This is a genomic window from Streptomyces atratus (assembly GCF_014648655.1).
GTDB classification, from domain to species: domain Bacteria; phylum Actinomycetota; class Actinomycetes; order Streptomycetales; family Streptomycetaceae; genus Streptomyces; species Streptomyces atratus.
The window spans coordinates 1-15578 of record NZ_BMRN01000017.1 but is presented as its reverse complement, the minus strand read 5'-3'; the positions used below and the strand labels follow the sequence as shown (position 1 = coordinate 15578).

15 protein-coding genes and 2 pseudogenes are annotated in these 15578 nt (G+C 69.7%); 9 read left to right on the top strand and 8 right to left on the bottom strand.

The window, feature by feature from the left end; genetic code table 11:
- Positions 1-7: 7 nt before the first annotated feature.
- On the top strand, positions 8-1108 hold the full coding sequence (locus IEZ15_RS25060; protein ID WP_189279459.1) for a branched-chain amino acid aminotransferase: 1101 nt from the start codon (positions 8-10) through the stop codon (positions 1106-1108).
- Positions 1109-1206: 98 nt separating this feature from the next.
- Here IEZ15_RS25060 and IEZ15_RS25055 read toward each other — a convergent pair whose 3' ends face one another.
- Complete coding sequence (locus IEZ15_RS25055) at positions 1207-1515, bottom strand: hypothetical protein (RefSeq protein ID WP_373302616.1); 309 nt, start codon at positions 1513-1515, stop codon at positions 1207-1209.
- A 283-nt stretch (positions 1516-1798) separates the two neighbouring features.
- On the opposite strand from IEZ15_RS25055, the gene IEZ15_RS25050 reads away from it, so the two are divergent.
- Entirely contained in the window at positions 1799-2305 is a 507-nt protein-coding gene (locus tag IEZ15_RS25050; protein ID WP_189279458.1) for a DUF4232 domain-containing protein, read from the top strand.
- Between the two features lie 431 nt (positions 2306-2736).
- Here IEZ15_RS25050 and IEZ15_RS25045 read toward each other — a convergent pair whose 3' ends face one another.
- The 3 genes from IEZ15_RS25045 to IEZ15_RS25035 are packed head-to-tail and all read right to left on the bottom strand — an operon-like array spanning position 2737 to position 3466.
- Complete coding sequence (locus tag IEZ15_RS25045; RefSeq protein WP_114242543.1) at positions 2737-3096, bottom strand: hypothetical protein; 360 nt, start codon at positions 3094-3096, stop codon at positions 2737-2739.
- 17 nt (positions 3097-3113) lie between these two features.
- A complete protein-coding gene (locus IEZ15_RS25040) occupies positions 3114-3323 on the bottom strand; it encodes a hypothetical protein (protein ID WP_189279457.1) in 210 nt (69 codons plus the stop codon).
- Entirely contained in the window at positions 3320-3466 is a 147-nt protein-coding gene (locus IEZ15_RS25035) for a hypothetical protein (protein ID WP_189279456.1), read from the bottom strand. The genes IEZ15_RS25040 and IEZ15_RS25035 overlap by 4 nt, the downstream gene beginning before the upstream one ends.
- 163 nt (positions 3467-3629) lie before the next feature.
- Between IEZ15_RS25035 and IEZ15_RS25030 the strand changes: the two genes are divergently transcribed.
- Positions 3630-6656, top strand: coding sequence for an AfsR/SARP family transcriptional regulator (locus IEZ15_RS25030; protein WP_189279455.1), 3027 nt, complete (start codon positions 3630-3632; stop codon positions 6654-6656).
- Between the two features lie 615 nt (positions 6657-7271).
- Here the strand turns inward: IEZ15_RS25030 and IEZ15_RS25025 are convergent.
- The gene (locus IEZ15_RS25025) at positions 7272-7694 is read right to left on the bottom strand and encodes a hypothetical protein (RefSeq protein ID WP_114242540.1); all 423 of its coding nucleotides are present in this window, start codon (positions 7692-7694) and stop codon (positions 7272-7274) included.
- 348 nt (positions 7695-8042) lie between these two features.
- Positions 8043-8576, bottom strand: coding sequence for an ATP-binding cassette domain-containing protein (locus tag IEZ15_RS47165; RefSeq protein ID WP_373302615.1), 534 nt, complete (start codon positions 8574-8576; stop codon positions 8043-8045).
- A 185-nt stretch (positions 8577-8761) separates the two neighbouring features.
- On the opposite strand from IEZ15_RS47165, the gene IEZ15_RS25015 reads away from it, so the two are divergent.
- The 5 genes from IEZ15_RS25015 (at position 8762) to IEZ15_RS24995 (ending at position 13134) form a co-directional block, all read left to right on the top strand.
- The gene (locus tag IEZ15_RS25015) at positions 8762-8959 is read left to right on the top strand and encodes a hypothetical protein (protein WP_189279454.1); all 198 of its coding nucleotides are present in this window, start codon (positions 8762-8764) and stop codon (positions 8957-8959) included.
- Positions 8956-9228 (top strand): hypothetical protein, encoded by a 273-nt coding sequence (locus IEZ15_RS25010; RefSeq protein ID WP_189279453.1) that lies wholly within the window; start codon positions 8956-8958, stop codon positions 9226-9228. Before IEZ15_RS25015 ends, IEZ15_RS25010 begins: the two co-directional genes overlap by 4 nt.
- Before the next feature lie 119 nt (positions 9229-9347).
- Complete coding sequence (locus IEZ15_RS25005; RefSeq protein ID WP_189279452.1) at positions 9348-9965, top strand: hypothetical protein; 618 nt, start codon at positions 9348-9350, stop codon at positions 9963-9965.
- 645 nt (positions 9966-10610) lie between these two features.
- Positions 10611-12314: an amidohydrolase gene (locus IEZ15_RS25000; protein ID WP_189279451.1), complete on the top strand. Its 1704-nt coding sequence runs from the start codon at positions 10611-10613 to the stop codon at positions 12312-12314.
- 31 nt (positions 12315-12345) lie between these two features.
- A complete protein-coding gene (locus IEZ15_RS24995; RefSeq protein WP_189279450.1) occupies positions 12346-13134 on the top strand; it encodes a helix-turn-helix transcriptional regulator in 789 nt (262 codons plus the stop codon).
- A 412-nt stretch (positions 13135-13546) separates the two neighbouring features.
- Here the strand turns inward: IEZ15_RS24995 and IEZ15_RS24990 are convergent, their stop codons facing one another.
- Positions 13547-14461, bottom strand: coding sequence for a S1 family peptidase (locus IEZ15_RS24990; protein WP_114242535.1), 915 nt, complete (start codon positions 14459-14461; stop codon positions 13547-13549).
- Positions 14462-14756: 295 nt separating this feature from the next.
- Here IEZ15_RS24990 and IEZ15_RS47160 point away from each other — a divergent pair.
- A pseudogene (locus IEZ15_RS47160) lies at positions 14757-14969 on the top strand (transposase); the annotation flags it as partial.
- A gap of 476 nt (positions 14970-15445) precedes the next feature.
- On the opposite strand, the pseudogene IEZ15_RS24985 reads toward IEZ15_RS47160, so the two are convergent.
- A pseudogene (locus tag IEZ15_RS24985) lies at positions 15446-15578 on the bottom strand (lipase); the annotation flags it as partial.

Here is a 15578-nt window from a genome sequence, read left to right as displayed (position 1 = left end):
TTCCCCCATGCTCACGACGTTGCCCTTTGACCGGACAGGGAACCCGAATCCGACAAGCCCCCAGCGCGTCGCGGAGGTGCTCGACAACCCGGGCTTCGGCAAGTATGTCACCGACCATATGGTGACCATCGAGCACACGCGGGACCGCGGCTGGCACAGCGCAGTCGTTCGCCCGTACGAGCCGCTGGCGCTCGCCCCCACCGCGTCCGTCCTGCACTACGGTCAGTCCGTCTTCGAGGGCCTCAAGGCATACCGGCAGCCCGATGGCTCCGTGGCATCCTTCCGCCCGGACGTCAACGCGCGCCGCTTCCGTGGGTCGGCACGGCGTCTGGCGATGCCGGAACTGCCCGAGGAGCTGTTCCTGGACTCACTGCGGGAGCTGGTGGCCCAGGACGAACGATGGGTGCCCGAGGGCGCAGGACGGTCGCTGTACCTGCGGCCGCTCATGATCGCCACCTCCACGGAGCTGACGGTTGCCGCGGCGACGGAGTACCTGTACGTGCTCGTGGCCATGCCCGCCGGCTCCTACTTCGCCGGTGGCGCCAAACCGGTGAGCGTTTGGCTGTCCGAGGACTACGTCAGAGCGGCGCCCAGCGGGACGGGTGCGGTGAAGTGCGCGGCCAACTACGCCGGGACGCTGGCCCCGCAGCAGCTGGCGGCGGAGCACGGATGCGACCAAGTCGTCTGGCTCGACGCGGTGGAGCGTCGCTGGGTGGAGGAGATGGGGGCGATGAATCTCTTCTTCGTCTTCGGCTCAGGCCCCCATGCGCGGCTTGTGACTCCCCAGTTGAGCGGTTCGCTGCTGCCCGGAGTCACCCGCGACTCCATCCTGACACTGGCCCGTGACCTCGGTTACGGCGTGGATGAGCGGCGCATCTCCATCGACGAGTGGCAGAAGACGGCGACATCCGGCGAACTCACCGAGGTGTTCGCCTGCGGTACCGCGGCACTGATCACTCCTGTCGGGACGGTCAAGCACGCCGCCGGGGAGTTCCTCGTCAACGGGAACGAGTCCGGCCCGGTTGCACAGCGCATCCGAGAGCGGCTCACCGCACTGCACGAGGGGGCGGTCGAGGACCGGTACGGCTGGATGCACCGGCTCCTGTGAGGCGTGCCGCTGCTCGTTTCTGCCCAGTGGCTGTTACTGGGCAGAAACGGGTGACTCATCCTGTTCGAAAGGTCGTTAGGGCCTGTTGCCGGTCTTGATCAGGTGGGAGGCCGGAGGCTGCGCAGCGAGATGATCGCGTCGCGCGGGTGGAGTCCGGCGAGGTAGCTCTCGAGGGTCTTGTCGTAGCGAGTGGCCGGCCCGCGCCACGCCTTGATCTTGTTGATGCGGCGCTCCACAGTGTTGCGATCGCGGTGGAGCTCGGCGTCGTGGGAGACGGGCCGTCCGCTGCGGCGGCCCGTCTTCTTGCGGTTCGCTGCCTGGTCCTCCTTTTCCGGGATGACCGCCTCGATGCGGCGGCGGCGCAGATGAGCGAGGTTGGCGCGGGGAGGGTCGTGGTGGGAGTCCACGCCGACCAGGGAGAGGCCGCCTGGCCGCGCAGGGCTGCCTCGGCGGGCACGGTGTCCAACGTCTTCAACCACCGCGACCGCGTGAGGGAAGACGTGCGAGTACGAGTTGAACTCGCCATCGCAGTCGAACTTCAACAGTATGTATGGGTTGCACGCACCTGGCCGCACGGCCGTGTCAATCCTGAGACATTCTCCGCGAGGGTTGAGGGGCAGGAATTGTGTTGACCATGGTTCTGATGGAGAGCACCCGCAGGACCATTGAGCAAGGCAAGGAGTGTTCAGGATGCGTATGAACTGGAAGTTCGCCGTCACCGTCGCCGCCACTGTGCTGACGGGTGCTGCTGGTGCGGGAGTCGCGCAGGCTTCGCCCGCAACGGCCGGCAGCGTCGCCCCTTCGGCCTGCCGGCCGGCCAACCACACCGCGAAGATCACCGAGGCGCCCGCCAGCGCAGGGCACCACCACTACCGCGTGACGCTGATCGCGCCGCGCGGGTACGACCCGTGCAAGCTGGCCGGTTCGCCCACCAACGTGCGCTTCTCGGACCGCGGTTCGGATATCGGGGTCGCCGCCGGCCACTACGGCAACCAGGCAACCGTGGTGACCTTCGGTCCGGGTCACCCGGTGCACTTCGATATCCAGGTCCCCAGCAGCGGCCGCAGCACCTCCGCGGGGGAGGCGTCGTTCACGCTCCAGGCTCCGGACGGGGAGATCCCCGGCACGTCCTTCGCCCAGGGCAAGCTCAAGGTGGCCACAGGTACCCTCATCGGTCCGGTCGAGCGCGGCGCCTGACCTCCTCGCACAGCTCCGGTGCGTCCCGCGACAGTGTCACGGCGGCGGGACACATCGGGTCTTTCGTGTGCGGCGCACCGCCGAACGGCCTCAAACGTAACGTCTTCTCGTAAGTGGGCATCTTCATCTGGTCGGCGAGGTGATGCAGAAGAAGCGCCCTGATAGCGTCGGGGACTGGAAACGGAGCGACAGCCACCGCGCCAGTCCCCGACCCTGCCGGCCTCGCTGTTTCGGGCGCGCAGGTCCATAGCGGCCCAACCGGGCGGGGCTTGCGCTGTCTCGGCATTCCGCTCGGCCACCCGGGCGAGCGCGGCCTGACCCGAGACGTCTTCCAGCCACAGACATGGGTCGTCTTCGATCGCACCCCGCATTGGGCAGCCCCGGTGCCCCCCGTGACACCGGGGCCCCTCGCCGGCGTCCGACCGCTGGGCTCAGCTGTTGATCCGGTCGGTCACAGCGATGCTGCACTCGTCCGAACCGATCCCCGGGCCCGTCGTGCAGATCCAGAGGGTGATGGTGCCGTCCTCACGCATGTCGTAGTTGCAGGTCTTGCTGACATCCGGGACGGTCACGCTGCACGAGCCCGAGCGCCCGTAGTCCGTGTACCACTCGACGGAACTGGTGCGGCCCTCGTAGTGCTCGACCCAGATCTTGTCGCCGTAGCCGATGAATCCGCCCCTGGCGTATCCGTTGTCCACCACCGCATCGGCCTGCGCCGACGTGGCGAACCAGAGGACCGTCGCGGCCGCGCCGACGGCGGCCACCGCGAACCGGGAAACGTTGCGCATCATGCGAATCACCAACCGTCTCAGTAGTTCTCGTCGTCGAGGGTCATGCTCAGTTCGGTGAAGTTGCCGCCATAGGTCCAGCCATCCTGGAGCGTCCCGTAGTGCGGGGTGGCGTACCAGATGTTGCCGGCGCTGTTCGCGTACCAGCAGCTCACCGCCACGGCCCCACTGATGTAGCGGCCGCTGCAGGTGCTCGAGGGTCCGGTCCGCAGCGGCGTGCCGCTCTTCACGGTTCCCTGGTATCCGCAGACCCCGTCCACGTGGGCGGAGACGGACAGGCGGAGGCCGCCGCGTTGGACTGGGCGGGGGCGGTGATCAGCGCTCCGACGGCCGATGCGGAGACCGGAAGCGCCTGGACGATGCGTCTTGCCATGCTTTTCTCCCTCGGTGAATGGGCCACCTCTGTGCCGGCGCATTCACCGTGCCGGGACGGGCATCGGGAAGCCTTCGGAAAAGCTTGAATGCGCCTTGAATCACTGGTTGGTGGCGCTCAGGGTGTGGCGTACGTGCGGGTGCGGGCATGACGAGGGGGTGTGATGGACACGCGCTTCGAGATCCTGGGGAGCATCGAGGTTCGGCGCGACGGGGTCCCGGTCGATGTCGGGCACGCGATGCAACAGCGCGTGCTGGCGGCGCTGCTCGTCGACGCGGACCGCGCCGTGTCGCTCGATGCGCTGGTGGACCGGGTGTGGGGGGACGTCGAACCGTCGCACGGCCGCCGGAGACTGTACGGCTACATCTCCCGGCTGCGCACCGTACTGGCCGGTGACGGCACGACCATCGCACGCGAGCGGGGCGGTGGCTACCGGCTCACGGCCGATCCCTCGCTGGTGGACGCGCACCGCTTCCGGGACCTGTCGGACCGGGCCCGACGGGCGGCTGGGGACGAGCAGGCGGAGGCGCTGTGGCGGGAGGCGCTGGGGCTGTGGCGGGGCAGCGCTTTCGCCGGAGTGGACACCCCGTGGTTCAACGCGCAGCGCCAGCTCCTCGACGGCGAGCGGTTGGCCGCCCAACTGGAGCTGGTCGACGTCCGATTACGCCGGGCACAGCATGATCGGATGGTGAGCGAACTGGTGGCCCGGGCCGAGGCACATCCGCTCGACGAGCGGGTGATCGGGCAACTGGTCCTCGCCCTGTGCCGGTGCGGGCGGCAGGCTGAGGCGTTGGAGGAGTACGAGCGCGCCCGGCGGCGACTCGCCGACGAGCTGGGGGTCGACCCCGGCGCGGCGTTGCGGCGGCTGTACGGGCGGATCCTGGCCGGGGATCCGGATCTGTCCGGCGATCCCGATCCGGCCGCCGCCCTCGTCGACGCGCCGTCCGCCGACGAGGAAGCGGAAGACGACAGCGGCGCTGCCGTGAACCCCGTGACGGGTCGACAGCTCGTCCCCCGGCTCCTGCCGGCGGACCTCTCCCTGTTCGTCGGCCGCGACGCCGAGGTGGACGAGGCCTGCCGGCTCCTCGACGGGGACGGCCCGGGGCCGCTCACCTTGCTGGTCACCGGCCCCGCCGGGGTCGGCAAGACGGCCTTCGCCGTACGCACGGGCCACCGGCTCGCCTCCCGCTTCCCGGACGGTCAGCTGCATGCGGACCTGCGCGGCTTCGGCGACGAGCCGGCCGATCCGTTCACGGTCCTGGGCACCTTCCTCCGCGCGCTCGGCGTCCGCGGCGGGACGGTGCCCGCGGAACTGACCGAACGCATCCATCTCTACCGCTCCCTGCTGGCCCAACGGCAGGTGCTCGTCGTCCTGGACAACGCGGCCGGGTCCCAGCAGGTGCGCGACCTGCTGCCGAGCGGCGTGCGGTGCGCCGCCGTCGTCACCAGCCGCACGACGATGGCGGAGCTGGGCTGCCGTCGGCTCCCCCTGGACGTGCTGGACTCCCCGACCGGGCTCGCCCTGCTGCGCGAGATGCTGGGCCCGGACCGGACCGACGCGGAGCCCGACTCGGCCCGCTCCATCGTGGAGACCTGCGGTGGCCTTCCGCTCGCGGTGTGGGTGGCCGGCGCGCGACTGGCCGCACGACCGTACTGGCCCCTGGCCAACGTGGCCCGCGCCCTCGCCGACGAGGAGCGCAAGCTCGACGAGCTGGCCGTCGGCCACATCGCCGTACGGGCCAGCCTCGAACTCACCTACCAGCAGATGGCCGCGCCGACCCAGCACGCGCTGCGGATGCTCGCCCTGCTGCCCGGCCCCGACTTCGCCGCCTGGGCGCTGGCCGCGCTGCTGGACGTGGACCTGTCCGAGGCGGAGGCCGTTCTCGATGATCTGGTCGAGGTGCACCTGGTGCAGGCCGGATCGGTCGGCGCCACTGGAATCCGCTATCAACTGCACGACTTGGTAAGGCTGTTCGGTCGGGAGCGCGCGGATCGTGCCGTCCGACACCGGGACCGCACGGCCGCACTCACCCGCCTGCTCGCGGCCAGCCTCCACCTCGCCGACCTCGCCGCGGACACCCTCAGCGTCGACTTCCAGGGCATTTCGCAGACGGAGCTGGTTTCCTGGCGGGTCTCCCCGGCGGACACCGGTCATCTGCTCGCCGACCCGCTGGCCTGGTTCACCGACGAGCGTCAGTTCCTCATCGACGTGGCGGAGCAGGCGCTGGACAGGACGGAAGCCGCACCCGCCGCCGGGCTGGCCACCGCCCTCACGACCCTGTTCCAGGTCGGCGGCCACTTCGACGACTGGGAGCGGCTGCAGAACCGGGCGCTCAAGGCGGCGTTGAGCAGCGGCGACCGGCACAGCGCCGCGAAGCTCCACCGCTGCCTCGGCGAACTCACCACCATCCTCGACCGGTATCCGGAGGCGCTGAACCACTTCGAGCAGGCGCTGCTGCTCGCCGAAGGACAGGGGCCGACCTACCGGGCGGGGGCGACCGCCGGGTTGGCGTACGTGCACCGGCTCCTCGGCCAGTACTCCTCGGCCGTGCTCCACTTTGAGAAGGCCGCCGAGTTGGCCAGGCAGGCGGGCAACGTCAACTGTCTCGTGTACGCCACCAACGGCCTTGGCGTCATCGACCTCGAGCAAGGCCGTGTCGAGGCCGCCGTGGAGCGATTCACGGAGTGCCTGCGGGCCAGCAGGGTCGCGGGCTACCGGCCCGGGGAGGCCCAGGCCCTGCGCTGTCTGGGCCAGAGCCACCGCGCGCTCGGCGCCTACCCGGCCGCTGCCGACGCCTACCGGCAGGCGGTCGCGATCAGTGCGGACCTCGGCGACCGCCTCACCGCCACTCACGCCGCCTGCTGGCTCGGGGACGTCCTGGTCCGCCAGGGCGAGCATCGGAAAGGGCGCCGTCTGCTCGCGCAGAGTCTGTGGACGTACCGGGAGTTCGGCAACCTCTGGGGAGAGGCGGCCACGCTGTACGCCCTCGCGGAGGCGCAACTCGCGTCCGGCCGCCCGGCGCTCGCCCGCGGACGCGCCGAAGCCGCGATCAGGCTCTGGCGACAGATCGGCTCCCACACCTGGCTCGCCGTTGCCCTCGATACCCTGGCCACCGCGCACACCCAGGCCGGCGACCACCCGGCCGCGACCCGGGCCCGCGACGAGGCCGCGGAGCTGCGGAGGGCCTGAGCGCGCCTCGGGAGTTCAGGAAGCGGGCCAGTCCGGCTGGCGACCCGAGAAGGTGAGGCCCAGAAGGACTTTATCTTCCCCTCCGTGAAGAGGGCCCGGGTCGTCTCGGTGTCCGGCAGCGCGAGGTCCCACGTCCGGTCGGCAGCAGAGAGCGGAAGGCCGGCCACGTTCCGCGCCGGGTGCTCATCACCCCGTCGAGAGTGGTCGCCTCCGCGTCCGTCGCCTTCCGGCCGCCTGTGCCACCGTAACCTCGGTCGTCGCCCCCTTCGCCACGGCGAAGTACAGCACGACGTCGAGTCGCAGATCGTCGAGGAGGGGCCCCTACCGGGCAAGATCGGTAGAGGTAACGAAGTACTACTGGTGACTACCGGAGCCGGGCTACAGGGCGGGCCGACCCACTCAGTCTCGGCTGCCGTCAAAACTGCTGAACAACGGACGCGCCGCAGATCGGCAAGCGCTGTCCAAACTCATCGACAACTGCTGACGCAACGAATGAACGAAGCCGGCGGTGGCGAACACAGCGAGACCGGCAGCCGGTGTGAGGAACCGCGGGACAACCTGCCCCCTGCCGGCGCAGGCGGAGGCAGGAGCGTCCTTGACGGCCGCGCTGCTGGTTCAGCGGACGTGCACCGTCACCACGTCAGAGGCGTGCAAGCGCACGGGATTCTGGTCGTGCGGGCTGGTCAGGCCGTACAGCACCGCACGGAATTCCAGGTTGCCGCGGCGCGCGGACGTGCCGTGTGCAGTGACCCGCGCGTCGCCCTTGACCGCGGCGCTGCAATTCTCCTGGTGCCACCCTTCGCCGAAGCCGTTCACCTCCAGGCACAGCTGATGCAGGTAGCCGGCGCTGTCATCGCCGCCGTGCGCCTTGACCGTGATGGTCTTGCCGACATGCGCCGTGTGCGGCGCCGTGATGTCCACAGCACCTTTGGCGAACGCCGGCGCGGCGGCCAGGGTGACTGAGGCCAGACCCAGCGCACCGATCACAGCCATGCGGCCGCCCCGCGTCTTTACCCCGGTCTTCTTCGTCCTGGTCATGGACTTCCCTCCCGCGGATCCCCCACTTGGTGAGACCCACCCCTTCGCGAAGGCGCCCGGTGCGCCTCGCTGACCATCCAGATGAGCCGGCTGCCCCGCGCGTTGCTCCCCACCCGACGCCGTTACAAATTCACGACATAACCCGCTAACCAGTGCAAGGTCCCACCAACAGCCGTCAAATCACTTCTTGGGAACGGTAGCCCGCTGACCTGAGCGCTCCGATATCGCAAACAGCAAGAAGGGGGCGTCGTCCAGCGGTAGGCGCTTGCGGACCTTTCGGCTGTCTCAGGTGACAGCTCGTAGGGCACGCGCGGTAAGCACGTCCTGGGTACCTGGCACGACACCTGACTACGAACGACACCCGCACCGCTCCGAGGCCGTGATCCACCTCGCGGTGATCGACCTCATGGCCCGCCGCCTCACCGGCGACGTCACCCCAACTGGCGCGGCACCTGACCAACCGGAACCAGACAGGAACCAGCGAACCAAACACTCAGTCAACAGAAGTTTCACCAGAGTGCTCTTGCCCGCCCCGTTGGCCCCCACCAGAGCCACGGCCTGGCTGTGCGGCAGGAACAGGTTCACACCGCGCAGCACCCAGGGGTGCTCCTCGTCGTAGCGGAACCATAGGTGCCGGAACTCGATGCCGCAGCTCAGTGACGGGAGCGGAAGCGCGTCTGCCGGGGAGTCGTCCGAGTCCTCGCCGGCCCCGACGATCGCGAGAAGTTGGCGCATCATCAGGAGCAGGTGGTGCATGTCGGTCAGGGACTTCACCAGGCCGGACAGCGCGGTCTGCACCCCTGCTACGGCAGCGACGAACACCGAAACGTCCCCGACGGTCAGCTCCCCGCGCCGGGCCGCGAGCGCCGCCCAGACGCTCATACCACCGCCCGTTGCGTCCGCCGGCCGCTCCCGCAGCCGACCGACGACGCCGGGACGGCCGGCACGCCGGCCGCCGCGGCTGTCGCGCCCTGCCCGAGCGCCGATGCGAGCACCGACGGGAAGGCCGACGGAGCCGACTCCGGGAACATGCGGCGCACCGCGCCGTGGAACGCCCAGGTGACGCGTTGACCGGTTCCGAGCGTGCCCGTTTCTACACCGAGGTCCTGGCTGCCGAGGAGAGTGCGGGACTGGCTGTGATGCACCAGTGGTGGAAGGTAGCCATGCTCCACCGTGCCCCCGCTGCCGACCAGAGCCGGGCCAATGCCGCAACCGGCCGCTCTCTCGTACCCGTTGACGATCTGCTCGTGGACGGAGTTCAGTGAGCTGGACCGTCTGGACCGAGGAGATCCCGGCACGGACCGTACTCGGCATGCCCGTCGGTCTCCGCGGGAAGACCGCGAACTTCCTGCGCGCCCTGGCCATCGAGGTCGGTGGCGCGATCGATCTCGGCAGGCAGCCGCCCGGCGATGCGATGGACGACTTCGAGGTTCGGCACTCCCTCGAAGTCCCGGGCGAGCCGGTCATCATCGAGTACATGGTCATACGGGACGCCGAGGAGATCCGTGTCCCGGTCCTGGTCCGGTTCCACTGAAGAGTGTGCGGGACAGGACCCGGCTCGCGTGACGGGACGTTGTGCGGCCGCACTCCGGCGCAACGGCTGGGTACAGCCGGCCCCGTGGAAAGCAGGCGGCCGTCAGTACGCTCACTGCCATGGGACTGGACATAAGTGTGATGATCGCCGACTGGTCATGGCTGGGCGAGGTTCACCCCCGGGAGCGGCTGGAACGGCTGAGGGACGCCTGGTACGCCGATGAGACAGGGCTGTGGCGCCGCGAAGAGTCCGCCGTAGAGGGCGAATGGGAGCAGCCCGGCGGACCCGACGGCGCGTTCTTCGACATCTACGAATTCCGTGGCACCTGCGGCTCGTTCAAGGCGCACTTCTGGGCGGGGCACCGCTGGGAACGAGTCCGCGAACATGCCGACCCGGAGGTCCGGACCGGGCTGGACACCTTGCTGTGCGGGCTGATCTGGGATGGGCCGGACGGTGAGGCACCGCACACGGACCCGGGCTTCTTCACCGACGACCCCACCCTCTTCTACGGCGTGCTGCTCGCGCGGTCGCCTGACAGCGTGCGGGAGCTGGCCGCGACCTGGGAACAGGTACGGCCCCGGCTCGGCGGTCTGCGCGGGGCCTTCACCGAGCACGCAGCCGTACCCGGTGCACGGGTCGGGCACTTCGACGAGTTCACCGACCTGATGGAGGACTGGGGGTGCGTCTTGACCGAGGCCACCCGGCGGGGCTGGGGCGTCGTGGGGCTGAGCGAGTAACGCAGGACTGGGCACCCCGCATGACAGTGGCAGCCCCACCGGGACCGCCGCACACGCCCCCGCCATAGTCCGCCGGGAGCGGTAGCCACCTGCAGCCGCCGGCACGAAACCCCGGGCGAGGCTTGAGTTCTAGTGGTCGGCCGTAGGACTTGCGCAGAACGGCGGTGGAGACGGCGGCCGACGACGGGTGACCGTCACCTCACCTGGACTTGGGCATGACAGAAGAAGGCATGGAGTCCTCCCGTTCGAAGGATGAAGTGGCAGGGGGAGTGCGGGAGTTGTGGAACCATAATGGCGCCTCGTGCAACCCTGTGAGGTGGCTTCTCTGTGCCGGGATCTAGGGTGACCGCCCTGACCTGCGGAAATATGCTGTTGTCGACCTGGGTCAATGCGGCGCCACGGGGGTTTCGGGGCTGACGGTGGCGCCGATGCCCCCGGAAGGGCGGGTGGGCTAGCCGGGCGGTGGCCCCGTGCCCCACGGTCGGCGCACGGGTGGCGCCAGGCGGTGCACGAGGCGTCAGCCTGCCACCGCGAGAGCGTGTATCGGTGGGATGACCGATGTGCGGGGGGTGGGGGCGTGGCCATAGTCCTCAGGAGATCGTTCGCGGGTAGCAGTGGTGCGCCCGGTTTTCGAGAGGAACTTCTGTGGACACGTATGCGGATCTGGTGTTTCTCGGCGGGCGGGTGGTCACGGTCGATGCGGAGTTCTCCGTCGCCTCGGCGCTGGCGGTGACCGGCGGGGTCATCAGCGCCGTCGGCGGGCGGGACGACGTCGCGCCGCTCGTCGGACCCGGCACCCGCGTCGTCGACCTGCGGGGGGCGACGCTGCTTCCCGGTATCAACGATTCCCATCTGCACGGATGCGCCTTCGGCATGGCGACGCCGCCGCTCTCCCTCGACCTCGGCCATCCCGCCGTGGCCTCCCTCACGGATGTGGCCGAGGCGGTACGGGAGGCGGTCGGGCGGGTTCCGGGCGGGCAGTGGATCACGGGGCACGGCTGGGACACCGGTTACCTCGACGAGTGCGTCTCCGATCCGTCGCGGCTGCCCTCGCGGCGTGACCTCGACGCCGTGAGCCCGGACCACCCCGTCGTCCTTTACTCCTTCTCCGGGCACGCCACCTGGGTCAACTCCAAGGCACTGGAGCTCATCGGGGTAGACCGGGACACCGTCGCGCCGCCCGGCGGGGCCATCGTCGTGGACGAAGCCGGGGAGCCGACCGGGCTGCTCCACGAGGGGGCCCAGGCCCTCGTCCAGAACGCGCTGCCGCCGCTCAGCAGGCAGGAGCGGACCGACGCGATCAGGTCGAACCTCGCCACGCTCGCCCGGCTCGGCGTGACCAGCTACACGGAGCCCGGACTCGGCCCCGGCGGCGACGGCATCATGCGGGGCGCGCTGGGTGCGGAAACCCTCGACGTCTACCGCCGGCTGCTGGCCGACGGCGAACTGACCGCCCGCCTCGGCGTCCTGCTCCTGCCCACCGGTATGGCCAGCACCGCCGAGGAGTTCGCCCGCACCCTCACCGCACTCGGCAAGCCCGGCGACGCCGATCCGCGCCGCCTCGCGATCCTCGGGGTCAAGATCTTCGCCGACGGCATCGTCCCCAACAAGACGTCCTGGATGCACGAGCCGTACATAGGCGGCGGCTGCGGCTCCCTCTGCGTCGGCGGCGAGACCGACACCGAGCGGACCGCCGAGATCGACGCCATGATCCGGCACGCCCACGCCGCCGGGCACCAGTTGGGCGTCCACGTCACCGGCGACCGGGCCTGCGACACCGTCGCGGACGCCTTCGCCGCAGCCATGGCCGAGCATCCGCGGCCCGACGCCCGCCACTACGTCATCCACGGCGACTTCCTCACCGCGCACAGCATGAAGGTGCTGGCCGCGCACGGCTTCGGCGTCAACATGAACCCCACCATCAAGTGGACCGTCGCCGACATGGAGGAGGAGTTCGTCGGCGCCGAGCGGGCCGCGTACGCATGGCCCTACCGCGATGCCATCGACGCCGGCGTGCGGGTCGCGAGCGGGTCCGACGCCCCCGTCACGTCCCCGGACTGGCGCCAGGGCGTCGCCACCATGATGCTGCGCGAGTCGAAGGCCGCCGGCCGGGTCAGTGGCCCCGAGCAGTGCATCGGCCTGGCCGAGGCGATCCGTACGTACACGATCGATGCGGCCTGGCAGGACTTCGCCGACGACTGGAAGGGCTCCCTGGAGCCGGGCAAGGTCGCCGACCTCTGCGTGCTCGACGGGGACCTGCTCACCGCCGACCCCCACGACATCCCGGAGATGCCCGTCGTCCTCACCGTCGTGGACGGGCAGGTCGTGCACGACACCCTTCGCGATTGACGTATTCCGGGCACATGATCATCCTTGTAGGATGACAGCGGAGCGGAGCAAGGCGGACATCCTGGACGCGGCCGTCTGCGTCCGTGAGGCCGCCAGGAGCGCCACGAGCGGCGCGACCGGCGTCGACACGGTCCTGGCGGCGCTGGCGGAGGTGTTGGAGTACGACCACGCCTCCTTGGCCCGGTGGGATCCGCTGCGCCGGCGCCACACCACCCTGGCCGGGAGCTACCCGGACGACGCCACGGCCTACATCGAGACCCGCCTCCACCACGACCCGGTGTTCGCCGTGCTCCGCAGCCCGGCCCGAGGCGGTCTCTGGCTCAGGGACGTCCCCTGGCAGCTCCTGGCGGCATCCCCGGGCTTCCAGGAGGTGCTGTGTCCCCTCGGCATCGAGGACGGCGTGGCCCAGTGCCTTTTCGCCGCCGACGGCCGGTACGTCGGCATGCTGAACGTCAGCACCCGCCGGCCGCGGCGCACGCCCGATCCGGCGCGCGCCGCGGTCACCCTGCTCACCGAGGCCCTCGCCGCGGCCGTCGACCCCCGCGCAGGCCTGCCGCCCGAGGAGATTGCCGCGGCCGACCCCGCCGCGGACGCGCGGCACTCGGACGCGCGGCGGCCTGGCGGACTCTCGCCACGGGAGCTCCAGGTGCTGGCCGAACTGACCGCCGGCCGCACCAACCGGGAGATCGCGGAGCGGCTGTACATCACGCCGCGCACCGTAGGGACCCACGTCGAGCACATCCTCGCCAAGCTCGACCTCCCCAACCGCGCGGCCGCCGCCGCCCGAGCCGCCGCCTGGGGAATCGAACCCTCCCGCTGACGCGAGCCCGGCAGCGCAAAACGGGTCGACGGATGCCTGGCTGGGACCGGACTGACGCTCACAACACCGACCCCACCCCGAAAACCTCAATGAGCGACCGGAGCGCCCTTCGGCCTGGCCCTTCAGGCGTGTGGTCGAACTTCAGCGGTACGCATGGGTTGCACACACTTGGCCGCCCGTGTCGATCCTGAGACATTCCCCGCACGGGTTGAGGGGCAGGAATCGTGTTGGCCATGGTTCTGAGGAGAACACCCGCAGGGCCATTAAGACGTCATCTCATTTGGGGCGTTCGGTAGTCGGTCGTGGGGATCGTTGAGCGTTTGGTGCCAGATGAGTTGTGGGGGCCGTTCGAGGCGAGGGGCCCCGGAGTGCGGGGGTGTGGACGAGCTTCCCTTGCCCCTCAGGCGTCAACTCAGCGTGCCGATACCGCTGTCGGCTTCGGAAGCGTGCAGCCCGTGGCCGACAGGTTGAGCTTGTTGCCGGTCGTGAAGCAGGCGGGAATGCCGTAGGTCTCCTGGGCGTACCCGATCCCCTTGCGAATGGTGACGGCCCCCTGCTCGCTCACCTCGCAGGGGTTGTCGAGGGTGCAGCTTTCACCGCTCTCGTTGATGGTGTTGTTGATCGCCGTGACCTGCCCGGTCGTCGTGTCGATGACCGGGGAGCCCGAGGTGCCCCCGATGACCTGGCACTCCGGGGTGTAGCGGACGGCGTCCTTCCATGTCCACTGGCCCTCCTTGAGGCGGTACGCGAATCCGTCGACGAAGCAGGAGTAGACCCGCTTCCAGTAGCCGGAGACCACGTCGATCGCGTGCCCCTGCACCGGGTGGGCCGCGGACAGCGTCAGCGGTGCGATTCCCGTGGACTGCTGTATCTGGGCGTAGGTCTTGGTCAGTTGGTAGAGCGTGACGTCCGTGTCGGTCATCGTCGCGTAGACGACTTTGTTCGCCCTGAGTGTTCCGGCGGTGCCGGCCGAGGCGTTGAGCAGCGTGAAGCTGCGGGTGGAGGATTGGTTGGTGATGACCTGACCCGCGCTCGGGAAGCCAGTTTCGAGGCAGTGGCCGTTCGTCATGACCAGCCCCGGGTCCGTCGCCTGCGAGTTCGGCATGCGGACCAGGGAGCCTGAGCAGTTGCTGAGCGCCACGGTGCCGGCGAAGGAGGTGGCTGTCACCGAGGCGGGCGTACGGTCGGGGTGCACGGCGGCCGTCGCGGCAGTGGGAGTCGCCCCGTTCGCGCGGTCGGGTGCTGCGGCTGCCGTGCCCGTGGTGCCTACCAAGGCGGCGGCGCCGAGCACCACGGCGGTGAGGGTGGCGAGGAGAGGCTTGCGCATGGTGATGGTCGGTCCTCTCGGTTCGGCCCGGGAGCCCGGTGGCCCCCGGACGGTGAAGGGTGACCGCATTGTCGGCGTACAGCCAAGTTCCCCGCTACCCCACCACTTCGTTCTGGCTCTTTCCGCTCCCTTGACGGCCACCGCACCAGGACTGTCTTCCTTGGCCATGGGCACGCAAAGGCCGATCGTCCCGCCGCCTTGACCTCGTCACACGGTCATGTCGAGGTGCGCTGGTGAGGTGTGACCGGTGTGACGATTCCGCCGTTCATGGGGTGTCGGGAACCGGCCGCGGATCGTGGACGACGAGTTGTGGGAGCTGATCGAGCCTCGGCTGCAGGCCTGGCCTGAGAGGGCGTCTGGCCCGAAGCCGGTGCTCGATCGGCTGCGTCCGCAGGGCATCCTGTGCGTGCTCTCCAACGACATCAGCGGGCAACTGCTGCCGCTGGAGCAGAGGTTCCGATCCGGACGGACCTGCTGGCGCGGACTGGGCCGGTGGTATGAGGGCGACGTCATCGCCCAGCCGCACCGCCTCCTGCTCGCCGAGCTTCACGCGGCGTCCGCTCCCGTGCGTGGATCAAGATCAGGTACGTGCGCACCGCCGACGTGCGGATCAGTGCCAGGCCGGACCTGTGGAGGCTGTTCCCCTGCGAACACGACCACCGCGCCAACTCCGCTCTGGGGCCGGCCGCTTAGAAGATCTCCACAGTTCGAGGGGATTGACAGACCGTGTTCTTTCATGGCGTGGTGCACGTTGGGGTTTCCGCTCGGGATCGGCTCGGCCTCCCTGCAGCGGCGCAGTACTCCAGCTGCACGCCTCTCAGACACCGCCCACAGTGCGGCGACGGCCTCCTTGACCCCATCCTGGCCGTCGCCCGCTTGTACAACCACACCCGATCGCAGACTGGACCAGGGGCTTGCGGCATCCACACGGCACTCTGAATGCCTGCGGGGCGCACTGGCTCGGCCTTCCTGTCCGACAGCCGGTCAGTGGTTCTCCATGGTGAAAGGGCCGCCGCCGAAGGCGAGGTGGGCGAAGCGTTCGCCGATGCGCCGGTGGGTGGCGGGGTCCGGGTGCAGATCGTCGGGCAGGGGCAGTTCGGCGTGGTCGGCCTCGCTG

Coding starts and splice junctions, on each gene's coding strand:
- IEZ15_RS25060 (WP_189279459.1), top strand. CDS start 8: ATGCTCACGACGTTGCCCTTTGACCGGACAGGGAACCCGAATCCGACA.
- IEZ15_RS25050 (WP_189279458.1), top strand. CDS start 1,799: ATGCGTATGAACTGGAAGTTCGCCGTCACCGTCGCCGCCACTGTGCTG.
- IEZ15_RS25045 (WP_114242543.1), bottom strand. CDS start 3,096: ATGATGCGCAACGTTTCCCGGTTCGCGGTGGCCGCCGTCGGCGCGGCC.
- IEZ15_RS25035 (WP_189279456.1), bottom strand. CDS start 3,466: ATGGCAAGACGCATCGTCCAGGCGCTTCCGGTCTCCGCATCGGCCGTC.
- IEZ15_RS25030 (WP_189279455.1), top strand. CDS start 3,630: ATGGACACGCGCTTCGAGATCCTGGGGAGCATCGAGGTTCGGCGCGAC.
- IEZ15_RS25025 (WP_114242540.1), bottom strand. CDS start 7,694: ATGACCAGGACGAAGAAGACCGGGGTAAAGACGCGGGGCGGCCGCATG.
- IEZ15_RS47165 (WP_373302615.1), bottom strand. CDS start 8,576: ATGAGCGTCTGGGCGGCGCTCGCGGCCCGGCGCGGGGAGCTGACCGTC.
- IEZ15_RS25005 (WP_189279452.1), top strand. CDS start 9,348: ATGGGACTGGACATAAGTGTGATGATCGCCGACTGGTCATGGCTGGGC.
- IEZ15_RS24995 (WP_189279450.1), top strand. CDS start 12,346: ATGACAGCGGAGCGGAGCAAGGCGGACATCCTGGACGCGGCCGTCTGC.
- IEZ15_RS24990 (WP_114242535.1), bottom strand. CDS start 14,461: ATGCGCAAGCCTCTCCTCGCCACCCTCACCGCCGTGGTGCTCGGCGCC.